This window comes from Rhodobacter aestuarii, assembly GCF_900156655.1.
Classification (GTDB): Bacteria; Pseudomonadota; Alphaproteobacteria; order Rhodobacterales; family Rhodobacteraceae; genus Rhodobacter; species Rhodobacter aestuarii.
In genome coordinates this window covers 1-26,124 of the sequence record NZ_FTOG01000001.1, presented here as the reverse complement: position 1 = coordinate 26,124, position 26,124 = coordinate 1, and the positions used below count along the sequence as shown (strand labels likewise).

The window sequence follows — 26,124 nt, the reverse complement described above, 5'->3', positions numbered from 1 at the left end:
TCAGGCCCCCATCAGAAAAGCGTGGATGTCTTCGGCGGCATCGCGGCCCTCGGCCGATGCCGTCACGGTCAGGTCTTCGCCACCCGTGGCGCAATCACCCCCGGCCCAAACCTTGGCAAGCCCGGTGCGGCCCCGCGCATCAATGGCGATTTTGCCGCCAGTAATGGTAAGCCCCTCTGGCGTCGCCCCCAGCGTTTGGCCGATGGCCGTGAAAACCTGATCGGCCTCAATCCGGATCGTGTCTTCCAGCACCGTCATTTTGCCATCGCGCGTCGCGGTGCGGGCAAATTCGACCACCAAGCCGCCTTCTTCTTTATAGATAGCCACCGGCGTCGCATTCGGCACGATCTGCACCCCATGCGTTTGCGCGTGATCTTGTTCATGCAAAGAGGCCGGCATTTCCGGCTGCGAGCGACGATAGACGATGGTGGAGGTTTCCGCGCCAAGCAGTTTGGCCTGCACCGCCGCATCCACCGCCGTCATGCCGCCGCCAATCACCACAACGCGCCGCCCCACCGGCAAGGTAGAAAGGTCTTCGGCCTGACGCAGCGCGGCAATATAATCGGTTGCCGGGGTGGCATATTCGGCACCGGGAATAGAGAGCGCATTCACGCCCGAAAGCCCCATGCCCAAGAACACTGCATCATGTTCTTCCAGCAAGTCTTCCAGCGTGCCATTGCGCCCCAGCTGCCAGTTTTCCAAAACGGTGATGCCACCGATCTGCAAAAGCCACGCCACTTCTTTATGCGCGAAGCCGCCCGGCGCTTTATAAGCGGCGATCCCATATTCATTAAGACCACCGGGTTTGAGCCGCGCATCATAGACGGTGACCTCATGGCCCTTCATCGCGAGCCGGTGCGCGCAAGCAAGCCCCGCCGGCCCCGCCCCCACCACAGCGACTGAGAACTCGGTCCGTTCGGCGCGGGTGAAGGGATGCACGCCCGCCGCTTGCAGTTTGTCGGTCGCATGGCGCTGCAAAAGGCCAATCTCGACCGGCTTGCCCTCAGCCACCTCGCGCACGCAGGCGCCCTCGCACAGGGTCTCGGTCGGGCAGACGCGGGCGCACATGCCACCAAAGATGTTTTGCGACAGGATCGTCACCGCAGCCGCCTCGGGCTGGCCCGTCGCGATCTGGCGAATGAACAGCGGCACATCAATATCGGACGGACAGGCCGTGGTGCAGGGCGCATCATAACAGAAGTAGCACCGATCCGCGGCCACGCGCGCGGCATGGTCCGTCAGTGGCGGCGCGGTATCGGCAAAAGCGTGACAATAGTCTTCTGCGGGAAGACGCCCGGGCACGATCCCGGGCTCGAACTGGCGTGTGGTCACGAAGACCTCCCTGGCTTGTTATTTGTCCCAACGCTGCCATGGATAGAATTTTTATCAATGGGTAAAATTACTGAACCCGCCCGATCAGCGGTGATTCCCGGCATCTGCCCAAATTTAAGGCACAAGGACCGCATCCCCCCGGCGACCTCATGCGCACAAGCTATCGCGCATCATATTACGCAGGTTGAGAGGCCAAGTGGCCCCAAGGAGGGGGGTGATTCATCTCTGGGGCTAGGTGCGGCCCTCCCCGTGTCCGGCGAGGAGAGCCGCTTGATCCTGTCACCTGGGCGCATCTTTGGAGGATTCGGTGACTGAATCTGCTTGTTAAAGCTGACGACAGCTTATGAATGCGAATTGGGGATCGCTTTCGGGCCTTTCAACCCTCGCCCTGAACTTTTTTTGAAGATTTTTTCACGCGACAATTCGACCCAATTTCGCGCCGCCCCAATTGCTGCCGCGCCGCCCGCAAACCCGCTAAGCTGCGACACCTCAACGCAGAAAAATGTATATCTGACGTTACACTTGAGGCAGCAACCCCAAATCTTGCCCCCACACCCCCTCGCCATCGCCTTCGCAGCCGCAGCAAGAAAAGCCTTTTTCTATTGGGCAAAAGCCCCGATTCAGGCACTGTTCGACAGGGCACTGATGGCGCCCGTTTACAGCCGTCAACAACGATAAAAGGCACTTTTCAGAGGCACTTTTTACGACTGGCACTCTGCCTCCCTAAGTGCCGAATTTGCCGCAGTGTAAGCCGCAATTTACACTTGATCGCGCCGCCCCCCCCTCGCATAGTGACCTCACGATGCCACGCCAGTCCGGGCGTGGTAGCGGGGAGGCAAAAGCTCAGGCTCGCATCGCAAGTTGCGAAGTTTGGGGAAAGCCTTCGAGAGATCCCAGTTTTTTGGAGGATTCGGGACATGACTGACGACAAAGCTGGGCCGAGCGGCCTGACGCTGAAAGAAGCTGAAGAAGTCCACAGCTATCTGATCGATGGCACCCGTGTGTTCGGGGCGATGGCGCTTGTTGCGCACATCCTCTCGGCGATCGCCACGCCGTGGCTCGGCTAATCGGGTAGAGGAGATATACCATGAACAACGCTAAAGTTTGGACCGTTGTCGCCCCCTCGACCGGTGTTCCGCTGGTGCTCGGCGCCGTTGCCGTGACCGCGCTGATCGTGCACGGCGGCCTCCTGGCCACCACCGACTGGTTCGGCGCCTACTGGAACGGCCAGCCGATGACCGCCCCGACCGTGGTCGTGGCCGCTCCGGCTCAATAATCTTCGTGGGCCCATCGGTGCAAACCGATGGGCCCATTCTCTCTCCGGGGGCCCGCCCCCTTAAATACCCTTCCTACTTTGGGCGGCACCCATGGGCTACCGTGACTTCGCTCTGAAAAATCTGGCGCGATTCGGTCCCAGGTATCTTCCATTCGCCGATGTAGCGACCGATGAGGTTCCGCTTTCCCGGCTCCTTAGGTTATCCCTATTCCAAGTCACCGTTGGTATGACGCTTGTGCTACTGGCCGGCACGCTCAACCGGGTGATGATTGTCGAAATGGGTGTACATGCCTCGATCGTCTCGATCATGCTGGCAATGCCCCTGCTTTTCGCGCCATTCCGCACATTGATCGGCTTTAAATCCGACACCAACAAATCCGCGCTCGGGCTCAAGCGTGTGCCGTGGATCTGGAAGGGCACGATCTACCAATTCGGCGGCTTCGCGATGATGCCTTTTGCGCTTTTGGTGCTCTCGGGCTTTGGCGAATCTTATGATGCGCCGCGCTGGATCGGCATTTCCGCCGCGGCCCTTGCCTTCCTTTTGGTTGGGGCGGGCGCCCATATCGTGCAAACGGCGGGCCTCGCACTCGCGACCGACCTTGTGGAAGAAGAAGACCATCCCAAGGTCGTGGGGCTGATGTATGTGATGCTGCTGTTTGGGTCGGTTGCCGCAGCGCTGATCTACGGTTTCCTTTTGGCAAACTACACGCCGGGGCGCCTGATTCAGGTGATTCAAGGCACCGCTGTGGTTTCGGTTGCGCTCAATATGGCCGCGCTCTGGCGCCAAGAAGCCTTTGACCGCGAAAAAGCCCGACAGATGGAAGCCGCCGTGCATCCGACCTTCCGCCAAGCCTTTAATGAGCTGATGGCGCGCAAGGGGATGCTGCCGCTTTTGATCGTGATCGCCCTTGGCACCTTTGGCTATGGCATGTGCGATGTGCTGCTCGAACCCTATGGTGGGCAGGCTTTGGGGCTGACGGTTGGGCAAACCACCAAGCTTTCGGCGCTCTTTGCCTTTGGCACGCTCACTGGCTTCGGCCTCGCCTCAAAGGTGCTCGGCAATGGGATGAAACCGATGCATCTGGGCCTGATCGGCGCGATCATCGGTGTGCCCGGCTTTGCCGCCATCATCTATTCATCGCTTTTGCCGCTTTTCGCCTTTTTCGTGCTCGGCACCTATGTGGTAGGGTTCGGCATCGGTCTCTTTGGCCATGCAACGCTCACCGCCACAATGCGCGCCGCCCCCGCCGACCGGATCGGCCTTGCCCTTGGCGCTTGGGGGGCCGTGCAGGCCACCGCTGCCGGGCTTGGCATCGCCTTGGCCGGGATCGTGCGCGACGGGCTTGTAGCCTTGCCAAACACCTTCGGCAGCGGGGTTGCTGGCCCTTACAATGCCGTGTTCGCACTGGAAGCCTTTTTGTTGCTCATCGCTATCGTCTTTGCCGTGCCGTTAGCGCTGAGTCGTGACAAGTGACCGCAGAGCGCTTTCGCGCGACGGGGTTTAGACTTTGGATTGTCCTTACCCGAGGAGGATGCATGACGACGGCATACACGCGGCTATATGCCGATGATACGACGGCTTGCGGGCTCGCAAGCCAGCTCACGAGGAAGGGTAAACTATCGGGCGCAATTTCTGTCGTCATGGCCGACGGTTCTAAGCGCGCTACCCTTGTCGAAGCACTCAAAGCCGCCGACGTTCACGTAAGTGCCGTCGTCGGTTCTGCAGAGCGGCTCGCTGGCGGTGCCGCCGCGCTCGTCGCGAAAGTCAGCCACAAGCCGCTAGGCGCGGCGAAACTTCTGCGTAGCACTTCCCGCCCATGCGGGACCTGTTGCGCCTGAATACGTCACTGAAGAGTTCACCTGCGAGGAAAGACCAAATGAACACCGACAACATCATGAAAGACCATCGGCACATCTTCCTGAACGCCCCCGTGAAAGCGGAGCCGGCGGGCGAGTTCTCGGCTCGCTTCGGCTGGGCGCTGCTGAAAGATACGCCGCGCACCAAAAACGTGTACGAAGGCACCAAATACATGTCGCAAGGCTTCTGGCCGCGCCCGCTGGTGCAAGACACCCCGCGCAAGCCGAACCTGTGCCCGCGCGACGCCGCCCCGAAATCGGCTGCGTTCTGGAAAATGCCGCTGGTGCAAGACAGCCCGCGTCAGTCGAACGTGATCCCCGGCAAATTCCTGCCGTTCTCGGACACCTTCGGCTTCGCCACGATCTCGCGTCGTCCGGGCGAATAATCATGCATCGGGCGGCCTAAGGGCCGCCCCCTGCCTCGGGTTGACGCCCGCTCTTCTGACCTCCTGGGAGGGACTGAAGAGCGGGCGTTTCCGTTTTTAGGCCGCCCAGTTCACGCCCCCTGCCCTGCTTAGCCGCGCACAGCGAGATGGTCGGCCCCGGCGGTCAGGGTTTCAACAAGCCCCGCGATCTCGGATTGCAAATCTGCCATCGGCACGCCGACGAATCTTCCCTGAAGCGCGAGATGCACGACCCCATGCACCGCCGCAAAGGTGGTGCGCGCCCGCAGCCCCAGCGCCGCACGGTCCAGATCGGGGCGCAGCCGCGCCAAATGGGGCAGAATCACTTCAAGCAACACCGCATGTTCTTGGCGGTGCCACTCGGGCACCTCGCGCCCTGCACCGAGCCGATGCTCAAAAAGCGCGAGCCACAAAGGCCGTTCTGCGACCGCAAATTCCGCATAGCGCGCCGCCAAAGCTTGAAGCGCCGCACGCGGATCTTCGGCCTCCGCAGGCGCGACCTCCTGCAAAGCCGCGCCCAGCCGCGCGATCGTGCGGGAATTGACGTGCAGGACCAGCATATCGAGGTCTTCGACGGCGTTATAAAGCGCGCCCAAGGCACAGCCCGCCCGCGCCGTCACCGCGCGCGCTTTAAGACCCGAAAGCCCCTCGGAAATGATCTCGGCTTCTGCGGCCTCAATCAGCCGGGTTTTCAACTCGGCTTTTTTCTCGTCGCGCGTGCTTCCCATTTGGGACTCCATTATTTTGTGAACGGCGTTCAAAAATATCTTGAACAATGTTCACGCCCCTGCCATACAGATCACATGAACAACGTTCATAGCGATGGAGAACCAGATGTTCAAGATGATGACAACGCTAATCCGGGCCCGCAGCCATGATGCGGTGGACGCGTTCACCGATGCCAATGCACTGACGATCTTGCGCCAACAACTGCGCGATGCCGCAGAAGCGCTTGAGGGGGCCAAACGTGCGGTGGCCGTGGTGATGGCCTATGCGGCACGCGAAGAAAAAGCCGCTGCGCGGATTGCCGATCAGTTGGCCGATTTGGAGGCCCGCGCGCTTGATGCGCTTGCAAAGGGGCGCGATGATCTGGCCACCGAGGCCGCAGCCGCGATTGCTGAGCTTGAGGCCGAAGCCGATGCCACCGCCCGCGCGATTACCCATTACAAAGCGGAAATTCACCGTCTGCGCGACACGGTCAGCTTGGCCGAACAACGCCTGCGCACACTGCAACGCGGCAAACAAATCGCCGATGCGGCGCAACGCACGCAAAAGCTGCGCGGCACCCTGCCCGATGGGGTGATGGCGAGCCTGCGCGAGGCGGAGGCCACGCTCGAACGCCTGCAAGACCGTCAATCCCATTCCGAAGAGGTGGAAATCGCACTGACCGAGCTTTCGATTTCGTCTTCGGCCGAATCCACCTCGGCGCGCTTGGCCGCCGCGGGTTGCGGGGCGCCCCTGCGGTCTGGCGCAGCGGATGTGCTCGCCCGACTGCGTGCCAAAGCCGTTTGATCCAACCTCATTCAATCAAGGAAGAAACCAATGTCTGACTATATGCCCAAAGTGTCCAACGCGTGGAACATCTTCACCTATTTCAACTTTGCCGTTGCCGCTTTGATGATGGGCGCGGGGATCTGGTCGCTTGAGGCGAGCTTTTCGGCCAAAGGCTATTATGCGATGGCGGCTTTGATGCTGGTCTATTCCACCGCCTCGATCACCAAAGCCCTGCGTGACAAAGAAGAATCCGCGCGCATCTATAACAAGCTTGAAGATGCCCGCACCGAACGTTTGCTGGCCGAAGCCTCTGGCAAGACCGATATCTAAGCCTTGGCGCCGGGCGACACGCCCGGCCCGCCCTTCGCAGGAGACACCAAATGCCCCGCCTGATGACCGTTCTTGCCCACGTTTTGTTTGTTTTGATCCTTGTTTTGGGCAGCGCTTGGGCTGCGACCGCGCTTTGGCTGCATTTGGCGGGGGCACTGCGCCTTCTCGCTTTGGCGGGGCTGACCTTGGCGGTGATGGCGAGCCTTGCGGCACGGTTTCTGCGCTCCCGGCGCATGGGCTGGCTGCTGGCCGCTTTTGCAGCCCTATTGGTGGGCGGCTGGTATCAAACCATCACACCCCGCCAAGACCGCGATTGGGCGGTAGATGTCGCGCGCGGGGTCACTGCTGACATCTCGGGCGAGACCATCACCTTGGGCAATATCCGCGATTTTGACTGGCACTCAGAAACCGAGGCCACGCAGCGCTGGATCAGCGAAACCGTTGATCTCAATGACCTTGAAACGGTGGATATGTTCACCTCGATCTGGGACAGCCCCGATATCGCGCATCTCTTGGTCAGCTTTGGCTTTACCACTGGCGAGCATGTGGTGTTTTCGGTCGAGATTCGCCGCGAAGAGGGGGAGAAATTCAACGAAATCGGCGGCTTCTTTCGGCAGTTTGAACTGGTGCTGATCGGCGCGACGGAACGCGACATCGTGCAGTTGCGCACCAACTACCGCCAAGAACAGGTGCGGCTCTACCCGATCGCCCTGAGCCCGGACCAGCGCCGCACGATTTTCCTCTCCTACGTCACGCTGGCGCAAGAGCTGCAAGCCGCGCCGCAGTTTTACAACACGCTGACCGCCAATTGCACCACCGTGGTCTGGCAGTTGGCCCATAGCCTCAAACCCGATCTGCCGCTCGATTGGCGCTTGGTGCTTTCGGGGCATTTGCCTGATTATCTTACCGATTTGGGCGTGGTCAGCCCGGCGGATCCCGGCGCGCGTGATGCCTCTGCCCTCATCACCTTGCGCGCCCAGCGCGACCTGCCGGGGGTCAGCTTCTCCGACAAGATCCGCCAGCCGGAATAGGCAAGCGCCCCAACGGGGGGCTAGCGAAAGCCCCCCGCTTCAGGCTAACTCGCCGCATGAACTGGATCGAATTCGCCCTCGCCATGGGGCTTTTTATGGTGTCGCACCGCTTGCCCGCCGCGCTTGGCGTGAAGGGCTGGCTGTTGCGCAAACTGGGGCCGCGCGGCTATCTGATCGCCTTTTCCATCGTCTCTTTGGCGCTGTTGTGGTGGGTGATCATGGCCGCGCAACGCGCGCCGTTTGTGGAACTTTGGGCGCCCGAACCATGGCACCGCTGGGTGGTGAATATCGCCATGCCGGTGGTGATTGCTTTGGGGAGCTTTGGTGTTGCCGCCCCGAACCCCTTTGCCTTTGAGGGCACGCCCAAGGGCTTTGACCCGGCCCATCCCGGCATTGCAGGGCTTACCCGCCAACCGCTGCTTTGGGCGCTCGCACTTTGGGCGGGTGCGCATCTTCTGCCCAATGGCGACGTGGCGCATGTGCTTCTGTTTGGGCCGTTTTTGCTGCTCGCGCTGATTGGCATGCCCGTGGTTGAAGCACGCAAGCGCCGGGCGCTCGGGGCCAAAAGATGGGCGCAACTAACCGCGCATACCCATCTTTTGCCCCTTGCCGCCCTGATCACCGGTCGCTGGAAGCCTCACGCAGCACCGTCATGGCGGCGCGCAGGGATTGCAGTGTTCCTTTGGGTCGGACTTTGGCATCTCCATCAACCGGTGATCGGGCTTTGGCCCGGCGCTTGGTAAGGGTTAGGACGCCAGCCTTTGCCCCGCAGGCGCACCGCCCTGAATACGAAACACCGCACTCAGGTCTTTGAGCGTGCGCGCCTCGTTGAGCAGCCCCTGCGTTGCGGCGGAGTTTTCCTCAAACATCGCCGCATTATGCTGGGTCACCTGATCCAATTGGTTCACCGCCGCCGATACCTCTGAAATGCCAGCGTTCTGCTCGGTTGCGGCATTGGAGATATCGCCCAAAAGCCGATCCAAATCCCCCACCAATGTATTGATCTCTTCCAAGGTGGTGTCAGACCGCGACGCCAATTTCACCCCAAGCTGGACATGCCGCCCCGAGGTTTCAATAAGCTTGGCAATCTCTTGCGCCGCTTCTGAGGAGCGCTGCGCCAGTGCCCGCACCTCAGAGGCGACAACGGCAAAACCACGCCCCGTTTCGCCAGCACGTGCCGCCTCAACCCCGGCATTGAGCGCCAAGAGGTTGGTTTGGAAGGCGATATCGTCAATCACGCTGGTAATGCGCGAGATTTGATCCGAGCTTTCCGCAATATCTTGCATCGCGCCACGGGTTTCGCGCGCCACGCTCAGGCCCACTTCGGTGCTGCGGCGCGTGCGGCGCACCGCTTGCGCGGCATTGCGCGCACTGGTCACCGATTGCTCCACCGATGAGGCCATCTGGTTCATCGCGGCAGCCGTTTCCTCCAAAGAGGCCGCCTGCGTCTCGGTGCGTCGCCCCAAATCTTCAGACGCAAGGCTCAACTGACCGGCGCTATGTTCCACCGCATCGGTCGAGTCCATAATGCCAGAGATCAACCCCGCGATCTTCTCCACAGCGGCGTTGAAATCATTGCGCAATTCAATATAGCCCGGCGGGAAGTCTTCATTGTCGATGCGCACTGTCAGATTGCCTTCCGAAATCGCACGCAGCCCTTCGGCAAGCAAATAAACCACCAATTGCTGTTGGCGCACCTGTTCGTCGCGCTCGGCCGCAAGGCGGGCCTCTTCTGCGGCGCGCTCTGCGGCAAGGGCCTCTGCCTCCCGCTTGCGCGCCTGTTCCGCCTCCGCTTCACGGCGGGCCAGTTCCTCTTCGCGGGCATGAGCTTCGGCTTCGGCGCGGGCGATCTCTTCGGCCTGAAGGCGTTGCTGCGCCTCTAGCGTTTCTTTTTCGGCCAGTTCGGCGCGGAAATTGTCAAGCGCGCGAGCCATATCGCCCATTTCGCAGCACCGATCTGTGCCGGGCACCGGACTCTTGATATCCCCCGTCGTCATCGCCTCCATCCGCCGATGGATCGCCGCAAAAGGCTTGGTCACGCTGCGCGCAAGCACCGTGGCAACACCGATCAGCGTCAAGAGCGCAAGCACCATTGCCAGCGTCGAGACCGTCCGCAAATGCCCGAGGGCGGCATGGATATCGCTCATGTAAGAACCGGTGCCGACGATCCAGCCCCAGGGTGCGAAATCGCGCACAAAACCAATCTTTTCCTCAGCTTCCGTCGTGCCGGGTTTGTTAAATTCATAGCGCAGCGCGCCCGATCCCTCGGTCTCGGCCTGATCTATCATCTCGGCAAAGATCCGAGTGCCATTGGCATCGGTATAATCAAGCTGTGAGGTTCCCACCCACTCAGGATGGGTCGGATGCATGACGATCGTGCCGGTGTGATCGAACACGTAGAAATAACCCGATTGATCGAACTGCAATTCGGCCAAGCGGCGCGCCCCTTCGGCGCGGGCAGCCTCAGGCGTCATCTCGCCTTCCTGTATGTGTCGATCAAGGTCGCGCAGCACCGAAAGCGCCGTGTCGGTGACATCGCTCAGATGTTGTCGGCGCATCGCCACGGCATTGTCGGCCGCGAAGGTCAAAAGCAATTCAGAGAGCAGAACGAGGGCAAGCGCCGCCACGGCGACAATGCCATAAACGCGCGCGGAAATACCACGCAATATACGAAATCGGGTCACGATTGGGCCTATGGGTCTGGGGACGAAAACACCCGGCCAACTCAAAAAGGCACAGAAGAAAATACAAACCGGGCGAGTCGAGCATTGCACCAAAGGGTCAAGAAACCCTTATTTTCATAGAAATCTCAAATATGTATATTTGCGCACATCCTTTTTCGCACGGTGGTAACCGTCTGCCCCTTCCTTCTCGTCGCATTGACATTACCCCCCGGCTCGCGATCCTTGCGGCACGGCTCGCATGCGGCGGGCCCACGTGCCGCGGCTTGCGGCCGGACCAAGGCAGAAGGGGCCCAGACCGGGCCAAAGAGGCGCCGCACCGCCGCGCGGTTGGGCGCAAAAGGGGAATTCTTGATGTCGAGCTTCGATCATCCGATGTTCAAGCCGCTGGTGGTGCGCATTGCTGTGGTGGGCTTCTGCTTTGCTTGGGCCGCCTTTGAGGTGGTCAGCACCAAAAGCTATATGTGGGCGGCGATCTTCGCGGCGGCTGGCGCTTATGCGGGCTGGCATTTGCTGATCAAATACACGCCCCCGGCGCCGAAAGACGCGCCCAAATCCGACAGCTAAGCCTGAAACCGCAGGCGGGCGCCTTAGCCCGCCTTGCGCGCAATCACGAACCGGCTGTGGCGGTGCTTACCAAAGTGCCGCTCGCCCTCAATCGTGAAGCCAGCGCCTTCGATCATCGCGCGCAAATCGCGGTAGCGCAGTTGGTTGATCGGCGGCATCAAGCCGCGTTTGCGCAAGATCGGAAAGATTATCCGCATCAGCGGGTTAAAGTCCCGCAAGCACCAAGTTTTTGAGATCAAAAGCCCCCCCGGCGCCAATTGCTCGCGCAAGACGGCAAGCGTTCTTTGCGCATCGGGCACCAGATGCAAAATGTGAAAAGCGCAGATCGCGTCAAAGGGCGCGGCATCATGCAATGCATCGGCCGGGGCCTCGACAAACCGCACCCCTTCCGGTGCCTCTTTCGCTTGCGCAATCCGCACCATCTCGGGGGATAGATCGGTGGCGAGCCACTGCCCCACACCGCCACCCAAACGCACCGCGGTCGAGCCCGTCCCACAGCCAATTTCCAGCACTTTATCGCCGGGTTGCAACCAGCCGCCCACCTCGACCAGCATCTCTTCAAACGCCCCCGGGTCTTTGAGCGGGCGCGCCGCATAGCGCTCGGCCACCTTGTCCCAGAACTGAAGTTGCACGTCGCTCATGATAGGCCCCCTCGTTTATGCCGCGACCCTAGCGCCACGCTTGCCTTGGCGGTAGCCCCCGCCCACACGCGGGACGATCTGGCGCAGCCCGATTTGTGAGGTCCGCACATAACTGACAGTGCCGCCCGGCCCTTTTCATCGTCCCCGCCCGCCCCATAGTTTGGCGCAAAGGAGACCCCAGATGATCACACGCAAATTGGGCGCACGCGGCCCCGAAACCTCTGCCCTTGGCCTTGGCTGCATGGGGATGACCGCTTCCTATGGCACACCGCCTGCGCGGGCTGAAATGGTGCAACTTGTACGCGACGCGCATCAAATGGGCGTCACCTTCTTCGACACCGCCGAGGTCTATGGCCCCTACGCGAATGAAGACCTGTTGGGCGAAGCGCTCGAACCGATCCGCGATCAGGTCGTGCTGGCCACGAAATTCGGCTTCAAAATCGACAATGCGGGCCGCTCGGTTGGCACCGACAGCCGCCCAGAACATATTCGCGCGGTTTGTGAAGCGTCTCTCAAACGCCTGCGTACTGATCGGCTCGACCTTTTCTACCAGCACCGCGTTGACCCTGCCGTGCCGATTGAAGAGGTCGCGGGCACGGTCGCCGATCTCATCACCGAGGGAAAGGTTTTGCACTTTGGCCTTTCTGAAGCGGGCGCGGGCACGATCAAACGCGCCCATGCATACTGCACGGTGACCGCGCTGCAAAGCGAATATTCGCTTTGGACCCGGCAGATCGAAGCGGAGATTTTGCCCACTTTGGAAGAGCGCGGCATCGCCCTTGTCGCCTTTAGCCCGCTGGGGCGGGGCTTTTTGACCGGCGCGATTGCTAGCGCCGATGAGATTGGCGCGCAGGATTTCCGCAAATCGCATCCGCGGTTCCAGCCCGAGGCGATGGCTCATAACAAAGCGCTGGTGGACCGCATTGCCGAGATTGGCCGCGATTTGAACGCGACACCCGCACAAGTGGTATTGGCTTGGGTTCTGGCGCAAAAACCGTGGATCGTGCCGATCCCCGGCACCACGAAGCGGGCACGTTTGGCGGAAAACTTGGCCGCAGTTGATCTGGTCTTGCCCGAAGCGGTGCAAAAGGCGCTGACCGAGGCCACCGCTACCCTTGGGGTCGTGGGCGCGCGCTATCCCAAAGTGCTGGAAGATGCGGCCGGTCTCTAATTCTGAATGCGTCGCAACCAAAAGTTGAAAACTGAAATTTTTTGCGGCAGAGTTGTTTCAGTTCGCGCCCCTCAAGCGCAATGTTTTAAGGCGTTTCGGGGCCCTCGGGCCTTGCGACACCCCGCCCTATGGGGATTTTCCCCCAATAGAGTGGGGCAAAGGAGTTTGGTACCAGTGATCCGTAGCGACCCATTTCCGCTACATTTTTTTATTTTACCGCGAGACGTTTGCTTTTAACCAGTCCCTTAACCGTCCCGTCGCACTTGTGTGGCGGCTGTTCAGCTTGCTGAGCGGCGTGGTCTGTCTCGCGCCACGGATGGAAGGGAGGGATACTCGACTTTTTCAGCCGACCTTGCGCTGCTGCTCCGCCAAATAGGCAGCGAAGCTTTCGGCACTGATCGGGCGCGACCAAAGATAGCCCTGACCGACCTCGACCCCCAGCGCTTTGAGCATGTCGCACTGCGCCTGTGTCTCGACCCCTTCGGCCACGGAGCGAATCCCCATGCCGCGCGCAATCTCGGTGATTGCGGCCACAATCGCGCGGTCGTCGCGGCGCACCTCTAGTCCCGAAACGAAGCTACGGTCGATCTTGATCTCTGCCACCGGGATCTTTTTCAAATGCGCCAGCGCCGCATGGCCGGTGCCGAAATCATCAAGCGAGAGATCATACCCCCGATCCGCCAGCGCATCGAGAAGGCGGCTCACCATATCGGTGCCGCGCCCGATCAAGCAGCCCTCGGTGATTTCCAGCAGCAGATCGTCGCCGGTGATCCCCTTGCTCTCGAACATCTGGATCGTTTCCATCAAGAGTTCGGGGGATTTGATGTCATCCGGGTGGATATTGAGCGCAATCTTACCCGGGTTCAGCCCCTCGGCACGCCAGCCCAGAATATGATCCGCCACCGCTTCCGCGATATGGCGCGAGAGCGAGGGCAAAAGGCCGCGCTCTGCCGCAATCGACAAGAAGAACTCGGGCGAAACCTTCTGCCCATCGGGCAAGGTCCATCGCACCAAAGCCTCTGCCCCCATCGGGCGACCGTCGCGGAGCGAAATTTTCGGCTGATATTGCACGTAGAGCAGGTTGTCTTTCAGCGCATCGCGCAGGCCCGCCTCGATCCGGTCATTGGTGATCACCTGCTGGCGCAGATGGTCGTCAAACTTCACGCATTGGCCGCGCCCGGCCTCTTTCGCGCGGTTCAGCGCAAGGTCTGCCTTGAGGAACAATTCCACCGGATCGGCGGCATCATCGGGGCAGATCACCGCGCCAATCGAGGCCCCGGGGTGCACCTGCCGCCCCGCAAGACGTGCCGGCACGTTAAGCGCCTCCAAAAGCCGCCCGGCGACGGATTTGATCTGCGCCTCGGTCGCCGCTTCCACCAAGATGATGCAGAATTCGTCGCCACCGATGCGCCCAATCACATCCCCTTCATGCAAATTGGCCCGCAACCGCCGCGCAATTTCGGCCAAAAGCTCATCGCCCACGCTATGGCCGAACAGGTCATTGACGTTTTTGAACCGATCAAGGTCCATCAAAAGAACCGAAAAGCCACCGCCGTTGCTCGCTTGTTGCGCAACCGCCTCGGCCAGCCGCGCATTGAAGGCTTTGCGGTTCAAAAGCCCGGTCGTGTCGTCAATATTGGCAAGCAGATAGTTTTCATCTCGCGCCGCGCGCAGCCCCTCCACCGCTTGCGAAAGGGCGGCAACCGACTCGTCGCGCTGGCGCGCTGTATCGCCCGCCGAAGTGGCGAAATAGGCCAGAAACATCCCATAGATGAAGCAATAGGCAGTGATCGGCCAAGCCTCTTCCCAGCCACCGATTTGCACCGACCCTGTCACCGCGAGCAAAATCGTGGTCATATAGGTTACTGCGGCTGTCAGAGCGCGGTGCAGCACCAACACGCCCCCCGCCAGCATCCCGGTGGAAACCACCATCACCAACATCGGCTCTCCCGCGCCATGCGGATCGCCCGCCCCATGCAACGCGAAAACATGGATCGGCAGCGCCGCCCAAGGCAGCGCCAACAAAACCGAGGTGATCATCAATCGCCGCGCAGTGCGCTTGGACACCCGGCGCACCGCCCGCTTGGACGATCGGATCGACATCCAGCTGAGCACCGCACAAAGCACAACGACCGCGCCAAGCCACGGCGCCAAGAAAGAGACCTCTTCCTTGTCGAAAGCCCCAATCACATAGATCACAGCATTCAGCGCTGTGATAAACGCGCCAAACGCCGTGCCCGAAACCACGGAATTCACATCTTCCGGGCTTGGGTGTCGCGTCAGCACCGCGCGGATCGGCGCGATCAAGGAGCGAAAAATCTGTCTCACGGCAAGGATCTTCGGCAAGGTCCAAAGGACGGTTTATCCCGTTGTCGCAGCAAAAGGTTGTCGGACCCTGAAGCGGTTTTGAAAATTTGTTTCGAAGCGGAATTGGATGCAAACGCGGTTGACGCGCTGTTAACCCTGAGCGGTGAAGCTGCCCCCACTGCCTGCCACCAGAAAGGGGAATCACCATGGGCCAAAGCGCCATCGCCAAAACCATCACGCGCCAACCGCCGCAAATCTCGTGCTACGGCAATGTCACGCTGTATTTGTGGCGCGCGGCGGGCTTTAGCGTTGCTGTGAATAGCCGTGGGAAACCGCAAGGTTACAGCGAGCACTTCACCCGCGCCGAGGTAGAAGAGGCGATCGCCCCCTATCTGCGCGCGCTCTAAAAAGCCGCGCACCCGACCCACATCACCAGCCATGCACAAACCCATCATGCACTCGCGTCCCACAGGCGGAGTATTCCGCCTGTCCTAGCCTCTGTCGCTGGCGCAAAGGGACGCGCTTCCGCTTGTCCCAAGGCTCAGACGTTGAGGGAGGGAAGCGCCTCGAAAGGTTGGGCCATACCAAAATGGTAGCCCTGCCCCTCGCCGCAATTGAGCGCGCGCAAAAAGGCCACGGCTTCCTCTGTCTCCACACCTTCGGCCACAGTCTCAAGGCCAAGCGCGTGCGCAAGTTCGATGATCGCGCGCAAAATCGGCGCATTGCGGGCGTCGGCACCCAACCCCAGCACAAAGGATTTGTCGAGCTTGATGCGGTCAATCGGCAGATCGCGCAGATGCGAAAGCGAGGCAAAACCGGTGCCGAAATCATCAAGCGCAATCCGAATGCCCGCCGCGCGCAACCGGGCAAAGCCTTGCGAAAGTGGCTGCATCCGCTCGCCCACCAAGACCGTCTCGATCACCTCGACCTCGATCAGGTCAGGCACCAAGCCACGCGCGGCGATCTCTTGCAAAAGCCGGTCGGCAAATACGGGACAGCGCAGGCTGTGTTCCGAGAAATTCACCCCCACCCGGTGCAACCGCCCGGCATCGCGTTTTAGGTCATCCAGCACCGCTTGCAGCACCGCCGCATCAACGTGGCGCGCGCAATCCACATCATCCAGCGCCGCGCCCCATTGCTCTGGCCCGCTCACCTTCCCGTCACGGCCGATGATCCGCGCAAGCGCCTCATGCGCCACGACCTGACCCGTCGCAAAGCTCACTTTGGGTTGGTAATAGGCGCGCACGCGCCCCTCTTTGGCGGCGGCCAGCACAAAAGCAATCGCTTCGCGCCGCGCTTCAAACCGCGCCCGCGTCGGCCCGCGCAAAAACGCGGCATGGGTCAGCGGCCCCATCTGTTTCACCTCGGCCAAAGCCTGACGCAGGCAGCGCATCAACCCTTCGGAGTCTTTGGCATCTGTCGGGCTTGTCGCCATCCCCGCCGCAGCATGAAGCGCGAACCCCGCCGAGGCGGCAATGGAAAATGGCTCTTCCAGCGCGGCGAAAGCCCCATCGGCCAAAGCCTGCGCCAGATCATCCGTATCGGGGCCCGCGCGCATCAAAACGAATTCTTCGCCCGCGATCCGCGCCACCATCCCCTCATCGCCAACAAGCCCGGAAAGCCGCTCGGCGATTTCGCGCAAGACCGCATCGGATTGCACCGCGCCCAATTGGTCGCTCATCTGCGCAAAGCCATCGAGATCAAGCAACACGAGCGCCAAAGCCGTGCCCTCGTTCAGCGCCAATTGTAAGCGCCGCTGAAACCAGCGCTGGTTCGCAAGCCCGGTCAGATCGTCAATATTCGCCGCTTGCCAAAGCCGCTGGCGGTCACGGTTTTCATGGGTGACATCGCGCAAAGTCCCAATCACGCAGCCCGTGCCCGATGCCCCCCCATCCACCTCCGCGCGCAACCGAACCCGGCGTAACTGCCCCGCCGGGGTGGCAATGGTGGCATCGAACGACAGCGGCAAACTTGGAGGGCGCGCTTTGGCGGCCTGTGCCCCGCCTGCAGACAATGCGGCCAGCCGATCCAAAAGCAATTGCCGTGCCTTGGGCGAAACAAACCGCGCCAAAACCGTTTCAAGATCCAGATCGATGTCCGGTGACAGGCCAAGCACCTCATACACCTGCGCGCTGGCGCGGACCTGCCCGCCTTTCGGGTCATGGCACCATGCGCCCAGCCCGCTCAAACGCTCTAGCCGCGCCAAGGCTTCGGGCCGGCACCCGCCGCTTTCGCCAAAAGCGCTGGCGCGCGCGCCAAATGGGTCGAATCGTGCCTCCATCAGCGCCCCTTTCTGCGGCAGGCACCCGCAGAGATCTCGCGGCACGCGCGATGAAACCGGAAGGAGGAGCAGGGTCGGCTCACGAAGGGCGCTCCGTGCTTAGGCAAGGCATTCCGGCGCCCCAAAGGTCGCCACTCGCCCCATCTGCGCAGAAATATGCAACCAAATCCTTGACGCACGCCTGAACTGGTCAAAAAAGAAGGCCGCTTTTGCGCGATCCGCGCGCGAAAGTCGCAACGGGTGATTTTGCCCCGTGCTGTGCTATCATCGGGCAAGAGTTATTGCTTTTCCAGTCCGAGTTCTTGCCATGCGTTTCGTTTCAAGACCGCCGCAGGCGCCTCCTTCGCTTTCCGCTCCGGCCTTTGTGCGGCGCCGGGCGGCCTATTTGGACTGGTTGGGGCGCGACCCGCGTGCCCGAGCACAAACGCGCCCGCCGGAACGATCCTTGCCGCCCTCCCCCGCGCTGCTTACGGATCTCTCTTCCCTGTTTGACCACAAATGCGCCTTTTGCGAACGCAAGGTGACCTTGCAGGTGTTTCGCTTCCGCCCGCCCTCAGAAGCTTTGCCGTTTCAAAATACGAATGGCGATCTGGCCTATGGCTGGCTTGCCGATGCTTGGCAAAATCTTTTGCCGATCTGCGCCGATTGCCTGCCCACCCCGCGCAATGCCTTTCCGGTGGCGGCGCGACGCGCGGCGCTCCCCTCGACCGAGCTTTACACGGCTTATATGAATGAGGGGGCAGGAAGCTGGCCGCAAGATGACAGCCTTAAAGCGGAAGAAGCGCTGCTTTTGGACCCTAGCCTTGATCAAGACCTTGATAGCCATCTGCTTGCGCGCCCCGATGGCCATTGGGAACGGTTGACCGAGCGCGGCAGCGAAACGATCAAAACCTATAAGCTCAACCGCCCCGCACTGGTGGCCGCGCGGGCCGCCGCCGTTGCCGCGCAAACCGGCGCGCCGGATCAGGCCTCTGAATTTGCGGGCTTTCTGCGAAATCTTGCGCAATCTGAGCGCGCCGCGCCCAGCGCGCCGATCACCCGGCGCGGATTTGAGCGGCCCGCCGATAGCCTTTTTTCCATGGGCACAGGCAGCGGCCTCGCGGATCTGTTGCAGCCCGCAGAAACCGAGGCGAGCTACACCCTGCCGCCCGCCTTGGTGAAGGTCGAAATCAAAGGTTTCAAGGGGATCGAGAAGCTGGAGCTTGATCTGCCCGCGCCGGACCCGCCCGATGCCGCCGCCACCGCGCGGCTGATTTTGGGGGAAAACTCGGCCGGGAAATCCTCGCTTTTGGAAGCCATCGCGCTGACGCTTGCCCCGCCAGAGGCGCGCGCAGCGCTGAAGCTTGATCCGCAAGCCCTGCTTTTGGACCCGGCGCAAATGGGCAGCGCGCTCGCGGCCCGCAAAAGCGGTCTCGTCCGCCTAACCTTCCGCGCCGTTGATGGCACGCTGTCGCGCGTCATGTTGCGGCTCACCCGTGATGGCTTTGAAACCAAGGGCGTGCTCCCGAAGGGCCTGCCAATCTTCGCCTATGGCGCCTATCGCCATTACGTCAAAGCCTGCCACGGCTGGGCCCCCGAGCGCGGGATCATCACGCTCTTTCGTGCGGAAAACCTGCTTTCCAACCCCGGCACTTGGCTTGAAAGCCTTTCTGATGCCCAGTTCGACGAGGTGGTGCAGGCGCTGCGCTTTATCTTTGGTCCGGGTGGTGGATTTTTACGGATTGATCGCAGCACCAGCGGCTGCATGGTGGTGACAAGCGCCGAACGGCATGAGCCCGAGGGGGCGGAGACCTTCACCCCGCTTGATGCCGTCTCCTCTGGGTTTCGGACGATGCTCGCCCTCACTTGCGACGTGATGCGCTGGCTGATCGACCCCGAAAGCCCCGGCCATTTCCCCTCGCTCAAATCCGCGCGCGGGGTGCTTTTGGTCGATGAAATTGAATCGCATCTGCACCCGCGTTGGAAAATCCAAGTCATGGCGGGCCTGCGCCAAGCGCTGCCGGGCATGACGATCATCGCCACCACCCACGACCCTTTGTGCCTGCGCGGCATGAAAGATGGTGAAGTGCTGGTGCTGCGCCGCATCCCCGGCATAGAGGCGGGCAGCCAACTGCCGATGAAGGTCGATGCGCTGACCACCCTGCCCGATATCGGCAAGCTCACAATCGAGCAGTTGCTGAAATCCGATTTCTTCGCGCTTTACGACACCGATGATCCCCATACCGGGGCCAGTATGGCGGAATTGGTCGATGCTTTGGCCGGAATCTCCTCGGAAGACGGCACGGAGACCGAAAAACAAGAGGCGCTCTTGGCGCAATTCCGCGCCGAGGTGAATGGCGCGCTGCCGGTCGGTTCGTCCGAAGTGTCGATGCTGGTGCAAGAGGCCGTTGCCGATTTTCTGCGTGAGCAACAAACGCTCACCGCCGCGCGCCGCAGCGCACTTCGCGCCGAAACCAAAAAACGGATCGTCGCGATTTTGAAAGGGGTGCGCGATGCGCCAAGTTGAGCGGACCGGCCCCGTCCCAAAAGCGATGAACGGCCCCGAAAGCGCCGCCGCGAAAGAGCGCGCAAAAGCCGCCAAACACGTAGCGAAGGCCCGCGCGAAAGTGGCTGCGGGCGAAGACCGCCCCAAAACCTATGGCTTCAAAATCTACAAAGATGAGGCGGTGAAGCTCGCGCTCACCCAGCTTTTCCACGGCAAATGCGCCTATTGCGAAAGCGATTATGCCGCCCAAGCCCCTGTGGATATTGAACATTATCGCCCCAAAGGCGGGGTCGAAGATGACCCGGACCATTTCGGCTATTGGTGGCTCGCCGCAGATTGGGAGAACCTTCTGCCCTCTTGCATTGATTGCAATCGCCGCCGCTATCAAATTTTGCCCACGCCCGAGACGGCAAGCTTGGCTGAGTTGGATGAAAGCGCCAAACCGATCTGGCAAACCGGCAAAGAAAACGCCTTTCCGGTTTTTGCGGGCACCCGCGCCTATGGCACAAGCGCCGATCCTTTTGCCGAAAGCGCGGCGGAGCGGCCCTATCTGCTGGACCCCTGCCGCGATGACCCGCGCGCGCATCTGCGCTTTTTGGTGGATGCGGCCGAACCTTTGGGCCTGGTGGTGCCCAAAGCCTTAGACCAAGCCGCCCCCGATGCCTTGCCGCTTTTGCCCGCTGGCGCCGATATCGCCCCGGATCAGGTGCCGCCCCATGTCTCTGCACGCGGGGCCGTGTCGATCCAAGTCTATGGGCTAAACCGGCTCGGCCTTGTGCAAGCGCGCACCCGGATTTTGCGGCATCTGGCGCTTTTGGAGCAGATGATCCTTGAGGCCGATGCGCTGTCCGCCCGGCTCGGACAAAGCCCAGACCCCGGCACGCGCGAGGCCGCGGCCCTGCTGGATGCCTTTGCCGACCGGCTGATTGGCGTGATCCGCACGATGGCCGAACCCGAGCAACCTTATTCCGAAATGGTGTGCCAGTGGATCGACCACTGGCTGCGCGAGATGAACAGTTGAAGGAGAACGCGATGACCGAGGCCACGACGACCCCGACCGACCCCATTGCCCCGCCCCAGACCAAACCGCTGCCAAGCCGCGAATGCGATCTGGTGATGAAAGGGGGGATCACCTCGGGCGTGGTCTATCCCGGTGCGCTCAAACGGCTTTCTGAAAGCTATCGCTTCGTCAATATCGGCGGCACATCGGCGGGGGCGATTGCGGCGGCCTTTGCGGCGGCGGCCGAATATGGCCGGGAAAGCGGTGGGTTTGAGAAGATCGAAGAAGTGGGCAACGAGCTTTCCAATTCGGTGCTCGAAAAATTCCAACCCGAACCCGCGATGGCCAATCTGTTTCGACTGCTGATGTCCTTGCAGCCCAAGGCCCCCAAAGACGACACACCGCAAGACAGCCGCAAGATCGACTGGAAGACCCCGCTTGCGGTCGTTTGGGCGCTGTTGCGCGGCTATCCGCGTGATATGGCGAAGGGCGCCATTCCCGGCGCGATCCTTTTGGTGCTGGCGCTTTTTGCCTCCTCCTCCGTGGTCTGGGGCTGGCTTATCGTCGGGCTGATCGTGCTGGTGACGGGGCTTATTGCGGGGCCTGCGCTGGCGATCAAACAGCAATTGCAAGACAATCTGGCCAAACAAGATTACGGGCTGTGCCGCGGTCGCACGCAGGCCGGCTACCCCGAGAACAGTGGTCTGACGGATTGGATGACCGTGAAGCTGGACGAGATTGCCGGGCTCGCCCCCGGTCAAGGGCCGCTCAGCACCGGGATGCTGTGCGCCGAGACGCGCTCGCACAAGATCACCGTGCAAACGATGACGACCGATATCACCACGCGCCGCCCCTTCATTCTGCCGATGCAAAGCAATCTTTATGCCTTTGATGAAACGGAATTCCGCGCCCTGTTCCCGGATCGGGTAGTCGATGCGATGATCACGCGCAGCAATCGTGTGTCTGAGCATTGGCACGCTGGCGACAAAAATCTTTATTACTTCCAAATGGATGATGTGCCGCTTGTGGTGCTGGCCCGGATGAGCCTGTCTTTCCCCGGCCTGATTTCAGCCGTGCCGCTTTATTGCATTGACCACACGCTCACCCATGCCGCCCCGAAAGACCGTCTGCGCCGCTGCGTCTTTTCCGATGGCGGCCTATCGTCCAACTTCCCGGTGCATTTCTTCGACAGCCTTCTGCCCAAGCGCCCCACCTTCGGCATTGCGCTGGCGAGCTTCGACCCCGACCGCAATGGCCCGGAAGATGCCTATGCAGGCCGCATTGATCTGCCCGTTGACGTGAAAGAAGGCCGCGCGCTGCGCACCCATCCGGTGACAGGTTTGGGGGGCTTTGTTGGCGCGCTATTTGACAGTGCGAAAGACTGGCAAGACTCGCTGCAAGCGGTGCTGACCGGGTTCCGCGAACGGATTGTGACGATCAACCTGACCGAAACCGAAGGCGGGATGAACCTGCAAATGCCTGAAAAGACGATCAAGCTGCTCAACAGCTTCGGGGCGCAGGCGGGCGATGCGCTGGTGCGAGACTTCGACTTTGAAGCGCACCGTCGCCGCCGCTTCCTCACCGAGATCCGCGCTTTGGATGACCTTCTGGCGCAGTTCGCCGCCAATTGGGCACATGAATTTGGCGATGCGCCGAATTACCCCGCGCTCGCGCTCGAAGATGGCACGACCGAATATCGTCTGCCGGCGGGCTTGCGGCAAAAACTGCATGATCGGGCCGCGCAAATCGCGGCACTTGGCGCCAATGGGCTCAGCGACGCCGAGAAAGAGCAATTGCCGAAATCGCGCTCCCGTCTGCGCCATATCGCGGAAATGAGTTGAGCCCAGAAAGAGGTTCAGGACGTTAAGACCTCATTAACCCCGGTGAGCATAACGTAAAGCGCGTGTCGGGATAATTAGTATGACGTTTCGTAGTGTCTCTGGATCAGCGCTTGTGTTTTTGCTGGCGGCCACCTTGGGGGGGCTGATTGCGGTTTTGCAATATCATCGCAGTTGGACGCAATCACTCGCCCATATGGTCGATGACACCTATATCGCTGCGGATCACATGGAATTGCTGATCCGCTCGATGCGGCTTTCGGCAGAAACCGTGGCCGAGGCCGCGCGCACCGATGACCTTGTCCATTCCGCCGATGAAGCAATCGAAAAGGTGGTGCGCGAGAATATCGGCATTTCCGCAGTGCTGGTGATTGATGCCACCGGCCATGTCATCGAAGGCTATTATGAACGGGGCAGCCCGGTTGGGCTGGACCTCTCGGACCGGCCCTATTTCCGACTGTTTCGCGACCAGATGTGGGAAGGGTTTTACATCAATCCCCCGGTCCGTGCCCGAGTGGATGGCACTTGGTCGCTGCCGCTCAGTGTGCCGATCTATACGCCCGAGGGGCGCTTCGGCGGGGTGATCGCAGTGGCCGCGCAAGAGGGGTATTTTGCCTATCTGCGCAAGCCTTTTCAGGCGAATGACGTGCAAGTTTATCTCCGTGTGCACCCCGATGGGCAGTTTATCGCCCTGCCCAGCCCGTTTGGCGCACGCCCCCTGCCGCAATCGCTCAAAGCCGCCATCGCGCGGCGGCCTGCGCAAACCCTAGAACCGCAAGCGGGCGCGCGCAGTTATGACCAGCCCGATGCCGTGGGCACCCTACGCCAAAGCCCCTCGGGCCTATTTGATGTCTTGGCGGTGCGCACCACCAGTGCGTTGCGCCAAGACGCGCTAATCGCAAGCGTAGAAACCGGGCTGGCCGCCTTTGTTGCGGCCTTGCTGATCGGGCTTGCCGGGCTTGGGCTTTTAAGATGGGCCAATGCCGCCCATACCGAGGCCGAGCGGGCGCGGTTCTTGGGCGAACGGCTACGCATCGCCACTGATGCCGCCCAAATCGGGGTCTGGGATCTCGATATCATCAACAGCCACGAGGTTTGGGACGAAACGATGCATCGGCTCTACGGGCTCGAACCGGGCACGTTTCAGGGCACGTTTGAGCATTGGTGCAAGCTCGTTCATCCCGATGATATCCCCTATGCACAAGAAATGTTTCAACGTGCCATCGCAGAGGGCACAGATATGGACGCCGAATACCGGATCATTACCGCGAATGGTGATATCCGGGTGATCAGCACGCATGCGCGGATTTTCCGCGACCGCGAGGGGCGGGCCGTGCGCGCCATCGGCGTGAATTACGATGTCTCGGAGCGGGTGGCGCGAGAACGCGAACTTTTGGCCGCCCGCGCCGAGGCCGAAGCCGCACAAGCCCGCATCGCCTATGACGCCCTGCATGATCCACTCACGGGGCTTTTGAACCGTCGCGGCATGGACCTGCACCTGAAAGACAGCCTTGCAAAGGCCGCGCCAGACCAGCCCGTCGCTTATCTGCATATTGATATCGACCGGTTCAAATCCATCAATGATGTGTTCGGCCATGTTGCGGGCGATCATTTGCTGTGCACCGCAGCCCGGTTGCTCAAGCTGGCCGCTCCGCCCGGCGCCAAAGTGGCACGGATGGGCGGTGATGAATTCGCTATTTTTGTGCAAGGCGAGGCCGCCGAACCGATGGCCCGCGCCTGTGCTGAAAGTTTCCTAAGCGCCTGTCGCGACCCGGTGGAGTTTGAGGGGCGCAAACTGTGGTTTAGCGCCTCGGTCGGGCTTAGCGCGCGCACGGCAGGCGAGGCCGGGGCCGCCGAAGCCGGGGCCATGGCGCAAGATGCCGACATCGCCCTTTATGCCGCCAAAAACGCCGGACGCGACCGGATGGTGCTCTTTTCGCCGGAACTGCGCCGCAAAGTCGAAGAAACGAAACGCTTGGCCGACAAGCTGGAAGATGCCTTGCGCCATGATAGGCTTGAGGTCTATTTCCAGCCGCAGGTAGGGGCGATCAACCATGAGCTTATCGGCGCGGAAGCGCTGTTGCGCTGGTACGACGCCGAAGATGGCCCGATCAGCCCCGACCGTTTCTTGCCGATTGCCCGCGAGATGGGGCATATGGCGCGCATCGACGGGATCGTTTTGCGCAAAGCCATCAAGACGGTGCACAACCTCAAGGCGCGCGGGCTGATCGTGCCGAAGGTTTCGGTCAATGTCGATGTGCAGCGGCTGATGCAGCCCGACCTGCTCGACGATCTGGCCGCTTTGGGTCCGCTCCCCTGTGGGCTTGCCTTTGAGCTGTTGGAAACGCTCGATTACGATGAAATCACCGACGGGCTGCTGGATGTGCTTGACCGGCTGCGCGCCCAGCAGATCGAGATTGAATTGGATGATTTCGGGCGCGGTCGCACCTCTTTGGCGACGGTGCAGCGCATCCGCCCGGATCGGCTGAAAATCGACCGCTCTTTGATTGCGCGCAAAGGCGTGGATCCTGTGGTGGAGGCGATTGGCAATATGGGCCATGCGCTGAACATCGGGCTCACCGCTGAAGGGGTGGAAACGCTTCCTCAAGCCTTGGCGATGGCGCGGCTGGGGTGCGATTGCCTGCAAGGCTTCTATTTCGCTCGCCCGATGCCCGAGCAAGATTTCGCACATTGGATCGCCGCAAAACAAAGTGACAAGCCGAGCCATTGGGTCGAGACCGATGCAAATTACCAAAGTGCCTAAGGCCAAAATAACGTACGCCCCGACCGGGGGGACGGGGCGCACCGCCTGAGCGGAGCTGGAGTGGACCAGTTCCGTGAGGTTTTCCCTCAGGCGTTTTTCAGATCGAGGAAGAGTTGATAGGCTTCCTTGGCGGTGAAGTTTTCATGCACCACTTTGTTGACCGCTTGGATCATCGCAATCGGCGCATCCGATTGGAAAATGTTGCGCCCCATATCAACGCCCGCCGCGCCTTGGTCGATGGCTTTATACGCCATATCAAGCGCTTCGAGTTCGGGCAGCTTCTTACCGCCCGCGATCACCAGCGGCACCGGGCAGCCGGCGGCGACCTTCTCGAACCCTTCCTCGACGAAGTAGGTCTTCACATAATGCGCGCCCAGTTCGGCGGCGATCCGGGTGGCGAGGCCAAAATACCGCGCATCACGCGCCATATCTTTGCCCACGCCCGTCACCGCCAGCGTCGGGATGCCGTAGCGGGTGCCGGTGTCGATCAGCTTCAGCACATTGGTGATCGATTTATGCTCGTATTCCGAGCCGATATAGACCTGTGCGGCCATCGCGCAGGCACCCAAACGGATCGCATCTTCGATTTCCACCGCAACGGTTTCATTCGACAATTCGGTCAAGATCGAGTTGCCGCCCGAGCAGCGCAGCGCCACCGGTTTGGT

At 61.1% G+C, this 26,124-nt stretch carries 22 protein-coding genes; 15 read left to right on the top strand and 7 right to left on the bottom strand.

Translation table 11 applies throughout. The features are described 5' to 3' along the window. A complete protein-coding gene (locus tag BW967_RS00120; RefSeq protein ID WP_076483015.1) occupies positions 1 to 1,332 on the bottom strand; it encodes an NAD(P)-dependent oxidoreductase in 1,332 nt (443 codons plus the stop codon). 917 nt (positions 1,333 to 2,249) lie between these two features. Here BW967_RS00120 and BW967_RS00115 point away from each other — a divergent pair. The 4 genes from BW967_RS00115 to BW967_RS00095 all read left to right on the top strand — a co-directional run bounded on the left by BW967_RS00115 (position 2,250) and on the right by BW967_RS00095 (position 4,851). Continuing rightward, positions 2,250 to 2,399: a light-harvesting protein gene (locus tag BW967_RS00115; protein WP_076483014.1), complete on the top strand. Its 150-nt coding sequence runs from the start codon at positions 2,250 to 2,252 to the stop codon at positions 2,397 to 2,399. A gap of 20 nt (positions 2,400 to 2,419) precedes the next feature. Then, complete coding sequence (locus BW967_RS00110) at positions 2,420 to 2,608, top strand: light-harvesting protein (protein ID WP_076483013.1); 189 nt, start codon at positions 2,420 to 2,422, stop codon at positions 2,606 to 2,608. Positions 2,609 to 2,699: 91 nt separating this feature from the next. Further along, positions 2,700 to 4,082, top strand: coding sequence for a PucC family protein (locus BW967_RS00105; RefSeq protein WP_076483012.1), 1,383 nt, complete (start codon positions 2,700 to 2,702; stop codon positions 4,080 to 4,082). A gap of 403 nt (positions 4,083 to 4,485) precedes the next feature. Then, a complete protein-coding gene (locus BW967_RS00095) occupies positions 4,486 to 4,851 on the top strand; it encodes a hypothetical protein (RefSeq protein WP_076483010.1) in 366 nt (121 codons plus the stop codon). A 128-nt stretch (positions 4,852 to 4,979) separates the two neighbouring features. On the opposite strand, the gene BW967_RS00090 is transcribed toward BW967_RS00095, so the two are convergent. Continuing rightward, positions 4,980 to 5,597: a WHG domain-containing protein gene (locus BW967_RS00090; RefSeq protein ID WP_076483009.1), complete on the bottom strand. Its 618-nt coding sequence runs from the start codon at positions 5,595 to 5,597 to the stop codon at positions 4,980 to 4,982. 106 nt (positions 5,598 to 5,703) lie between these two features. Between BW967_RS00090 and BW967_RS00085 the strand changes: the two genes are divergently transcribed. Genes BW967_RS00085 through BW967_RS00070 form a run of 4 tightly spaced genes read left to right on the top strand, consistent with a single transcriptional unit; the run spans position 5,704 to position 8,467 of the window. Continuing rightward, positions 5,704 to 6,381 (top strand): PspA/IM30 family protein, encoded by a 678-nt coding sequence (locus tag BW967_RS00085; protein WP_076483008.1) that lies wholly within the window; start codon positions 5,704 to 5,706, stop codon positions 6,379 to 6,381. Between the two features lie 30 nt (positions 6,382 to 6,411). Beyond that, the gene (locus BW967_RS00080; RefSeq protein ID WP_076483007.1) at positions 6,412 to 6,693 is read left to right on the top strand and encodes a YiaA/YiaB family inner membrane protein; all 282 of its coding nucleotides are present in this window, start codon (positions 6,412 to 6,414) and stop codon (positions 6,691 to 6,693) included. A gap of 50 nt (positions 6,694 to 6,743) precedes the next feature. After that, complete coding sequence (locus tag BW967_RS00075) at positions 6,744 to 7,724, top strand: Lnb N-terminal periplasmic domain-containing protein (RefSeq protein ID WP_076483006.1); 981 nt, start codon at positions 6,744 to 6,746, stop codon at positions 7,722 to 7,724. A gap of 56 nt (positions 7,725 to 7,780) precedes the next feature. Next, positions 7,781 to 8,467: an NnrU family protein gene (locus BW967_RS00070; RefSeq protein ID WP_076483005.1), complete on the top strand. Its 687-nt coding sequence runs from the start codon at positions 7,781 to 7,783 to the stop codon at positions 8,465 to 8,467. A 3-nt stretch (positions 8,468 to 8,470) separates the two neighbouring features. Here BW967_RS00070 and BW967_RS00065 read toward each other — a convergent pair whose 3' ends face one another. Further along, positions 8,471 to 10,408: a methyl-accepting chemotaxis protein gene (locus tag BW967_RS00065; RefSeq protein ID WP_245826393.1), complete on the bottom strand. Its 1,938-nt coding sequence runs from the start codon at positions 10,406 to 10,408 to the stop codon at positions 8,471 to 8,473. A 351-nt stretch (positions 10,409 to 10,759) separates the two neighbouring features. Between BW967_RS00065 and BW967_RS00060 the strand changes: the two genes are divergently transcribed. Further along, positions 10,760 to 10,972 carry a hypothetical protein gene (locus tag BW967_RS00060; protein ID WP_076483004.1) on the top strand — a complete coding sequence of 71 codons (213 nt, stop codon included), beginning with the start codon at positions 10,760 to 10,762 and terminating at the stop codon, positions 10,970 to 10,972. Positions 10,973 to 10,995: 23 nt separating this feature from the next. Here BW967_RS00060 and BW967_RS00055 read toward each other — a convergent pair whose 3' ends face one another. Further along, positions 10,996 to 11,613 (bottom strand): class I SAM-dependent methyltransferase, encoded by a 618-nt coding sequence (locus BW967_RS00055; protein WP_076483003.1) that lies wholly within the window; start codon positions 11,611 to 11,613, stop codon positions 10,996 to 10,998. Between the two features lie 181 nt (positions 11,614 to 11,794). Between BW967_RS00055 and BW967_RS00050 the strand changes: the two genes are divergently transcribed. After that, positions 11,795 to 12,784, top strand: coding sequence for an aldo/keto reductase (locus BW967_RS00050; RefSeq protein WP_076483002.1), 990 nt, complete (start codon positions 11,795 to 11,797; stop codon positions 12,782 to 12,784). 342 nt (positions 12,785 to 13,126) lie between these two features. Here BW967_RS00050 and BW967_RS00045 read toward each other — a convergent pair whose 3' ends face one another. Next, on the bottom strand, positions 13,127 to 15,112 hold the full coding sequence (locus tag BW967_RS00045; RefSeq protein WP_245826392.1) for a putative bifunctional diguanylate cyclase/phosphodiesterase: 1,986 nt from the start codon (positions 15,110 to 15,112) through the stop codon (positions 13,127 to 13,129). Positions 15,113 to 15,297: 185 nt separating this feature from the next. On the opposite strand from BW967_RS00045, the gene BW967_RS00040 reads away from it, so the two are divergent. Continuing rightward, positions 15,298 to 15,498: a hypothetical protein gene (locus BW967_RS00040; protein ID WP_076483001.1), complete on the top strand. Its 201-nt coding sequence runs from the start codon at positions 15,298 to 15,300 to the stop codon at positions 15,496 to 15,498. Positions 15,499 to 15,632: 134 nt separating this feature from the next. Here the strand turns inward: BW967_RS00040 and BW967_RS00035 are convergent, their stop codons facing one another. Further along, positions 15,633 to 17,372, bottom strand: a complete 1,740-nt coding sequence (locus BW967_RS00035) for a bifunctional diguanylate cyclase/phosphodiesterase (protein ID WP_076483000.1) — start codon at positions 17,370 to 17,372, stop codon at positions 15,633 to 15,635. A gap of 445 nt (positions 17,373 to 17,817) precedes the next feature. On the opposite strand from BW967_RS00035, the gene BW967_RS18355 reads away from it, so the two are divergent. From BW967_RS18355 to BW967_RS00010, 4 genes are all read left to right on the top strand, one after another. Further along, positions 17,818 to 19,878 (top strand): AAA family ATPase, encoded by a 2,061-nt coding sequence (locus BW967_RS18355; protein ID WP_175610398.1) that lies wholly within the window; start codon positions 17,818 to 17,820, stop codon positions 19,876 to 19,878. Beyond that, positions 19,865 to 20,878, top strand: a complete 1,014-nt coding sequence (locus tag BW967_RS00020; RefSeq protein ID WP_076482999.1) for an HNH endonuclease family protein — start codon at positions 19,865 to 19,867, stop codon at positions 20,876 to 20,878. The genes BW967_RS18355 and BW967_RS00020 overlap by 14 nt, the downstream gene beginning before the upstream one ends. 11 nt (positions 20,879 to 20,889) lie before the next feature. Beyond that, a complete protein-coding gene (locus BW967_RS00015; protein ID WP_076482998.1) occupies positions 20,890 to 22,698 on the top strand; it encodes a patatin-like phospholipase family protein in 1,809 nt (602 codons plus the stop codon). A 79-nt stretch (positions 22,699 to 22,777) separates the two neighbouring features. Next, positions 22,778 to 25,459, top strand: coding sequence for a bifunctional diguanylate cyclase/phosphodiesterase (locus tag BW967_RS00010; protein ID WP_076482997.1), 2,682 nt, complete (start codon positions 22,778 to 22,780; stop codon positions 25,457 to 25,459). Between the two features lie 86 nt (positions 25,460 to 25,545). Here the strand turns inward: BW967_RS00010 and lsrF are convergent. Further along, a partial coding sequence (lsrF, locus tag BW967_RS00005; RefSeq protein ID WP_076482996.1) for a 3-hydroxy-5-phosphonooxypentane-2,4-dione thiolase occupies positions 25,546 to 26,124 on the bottom strand: 579 nt, incomplete at its 5' end.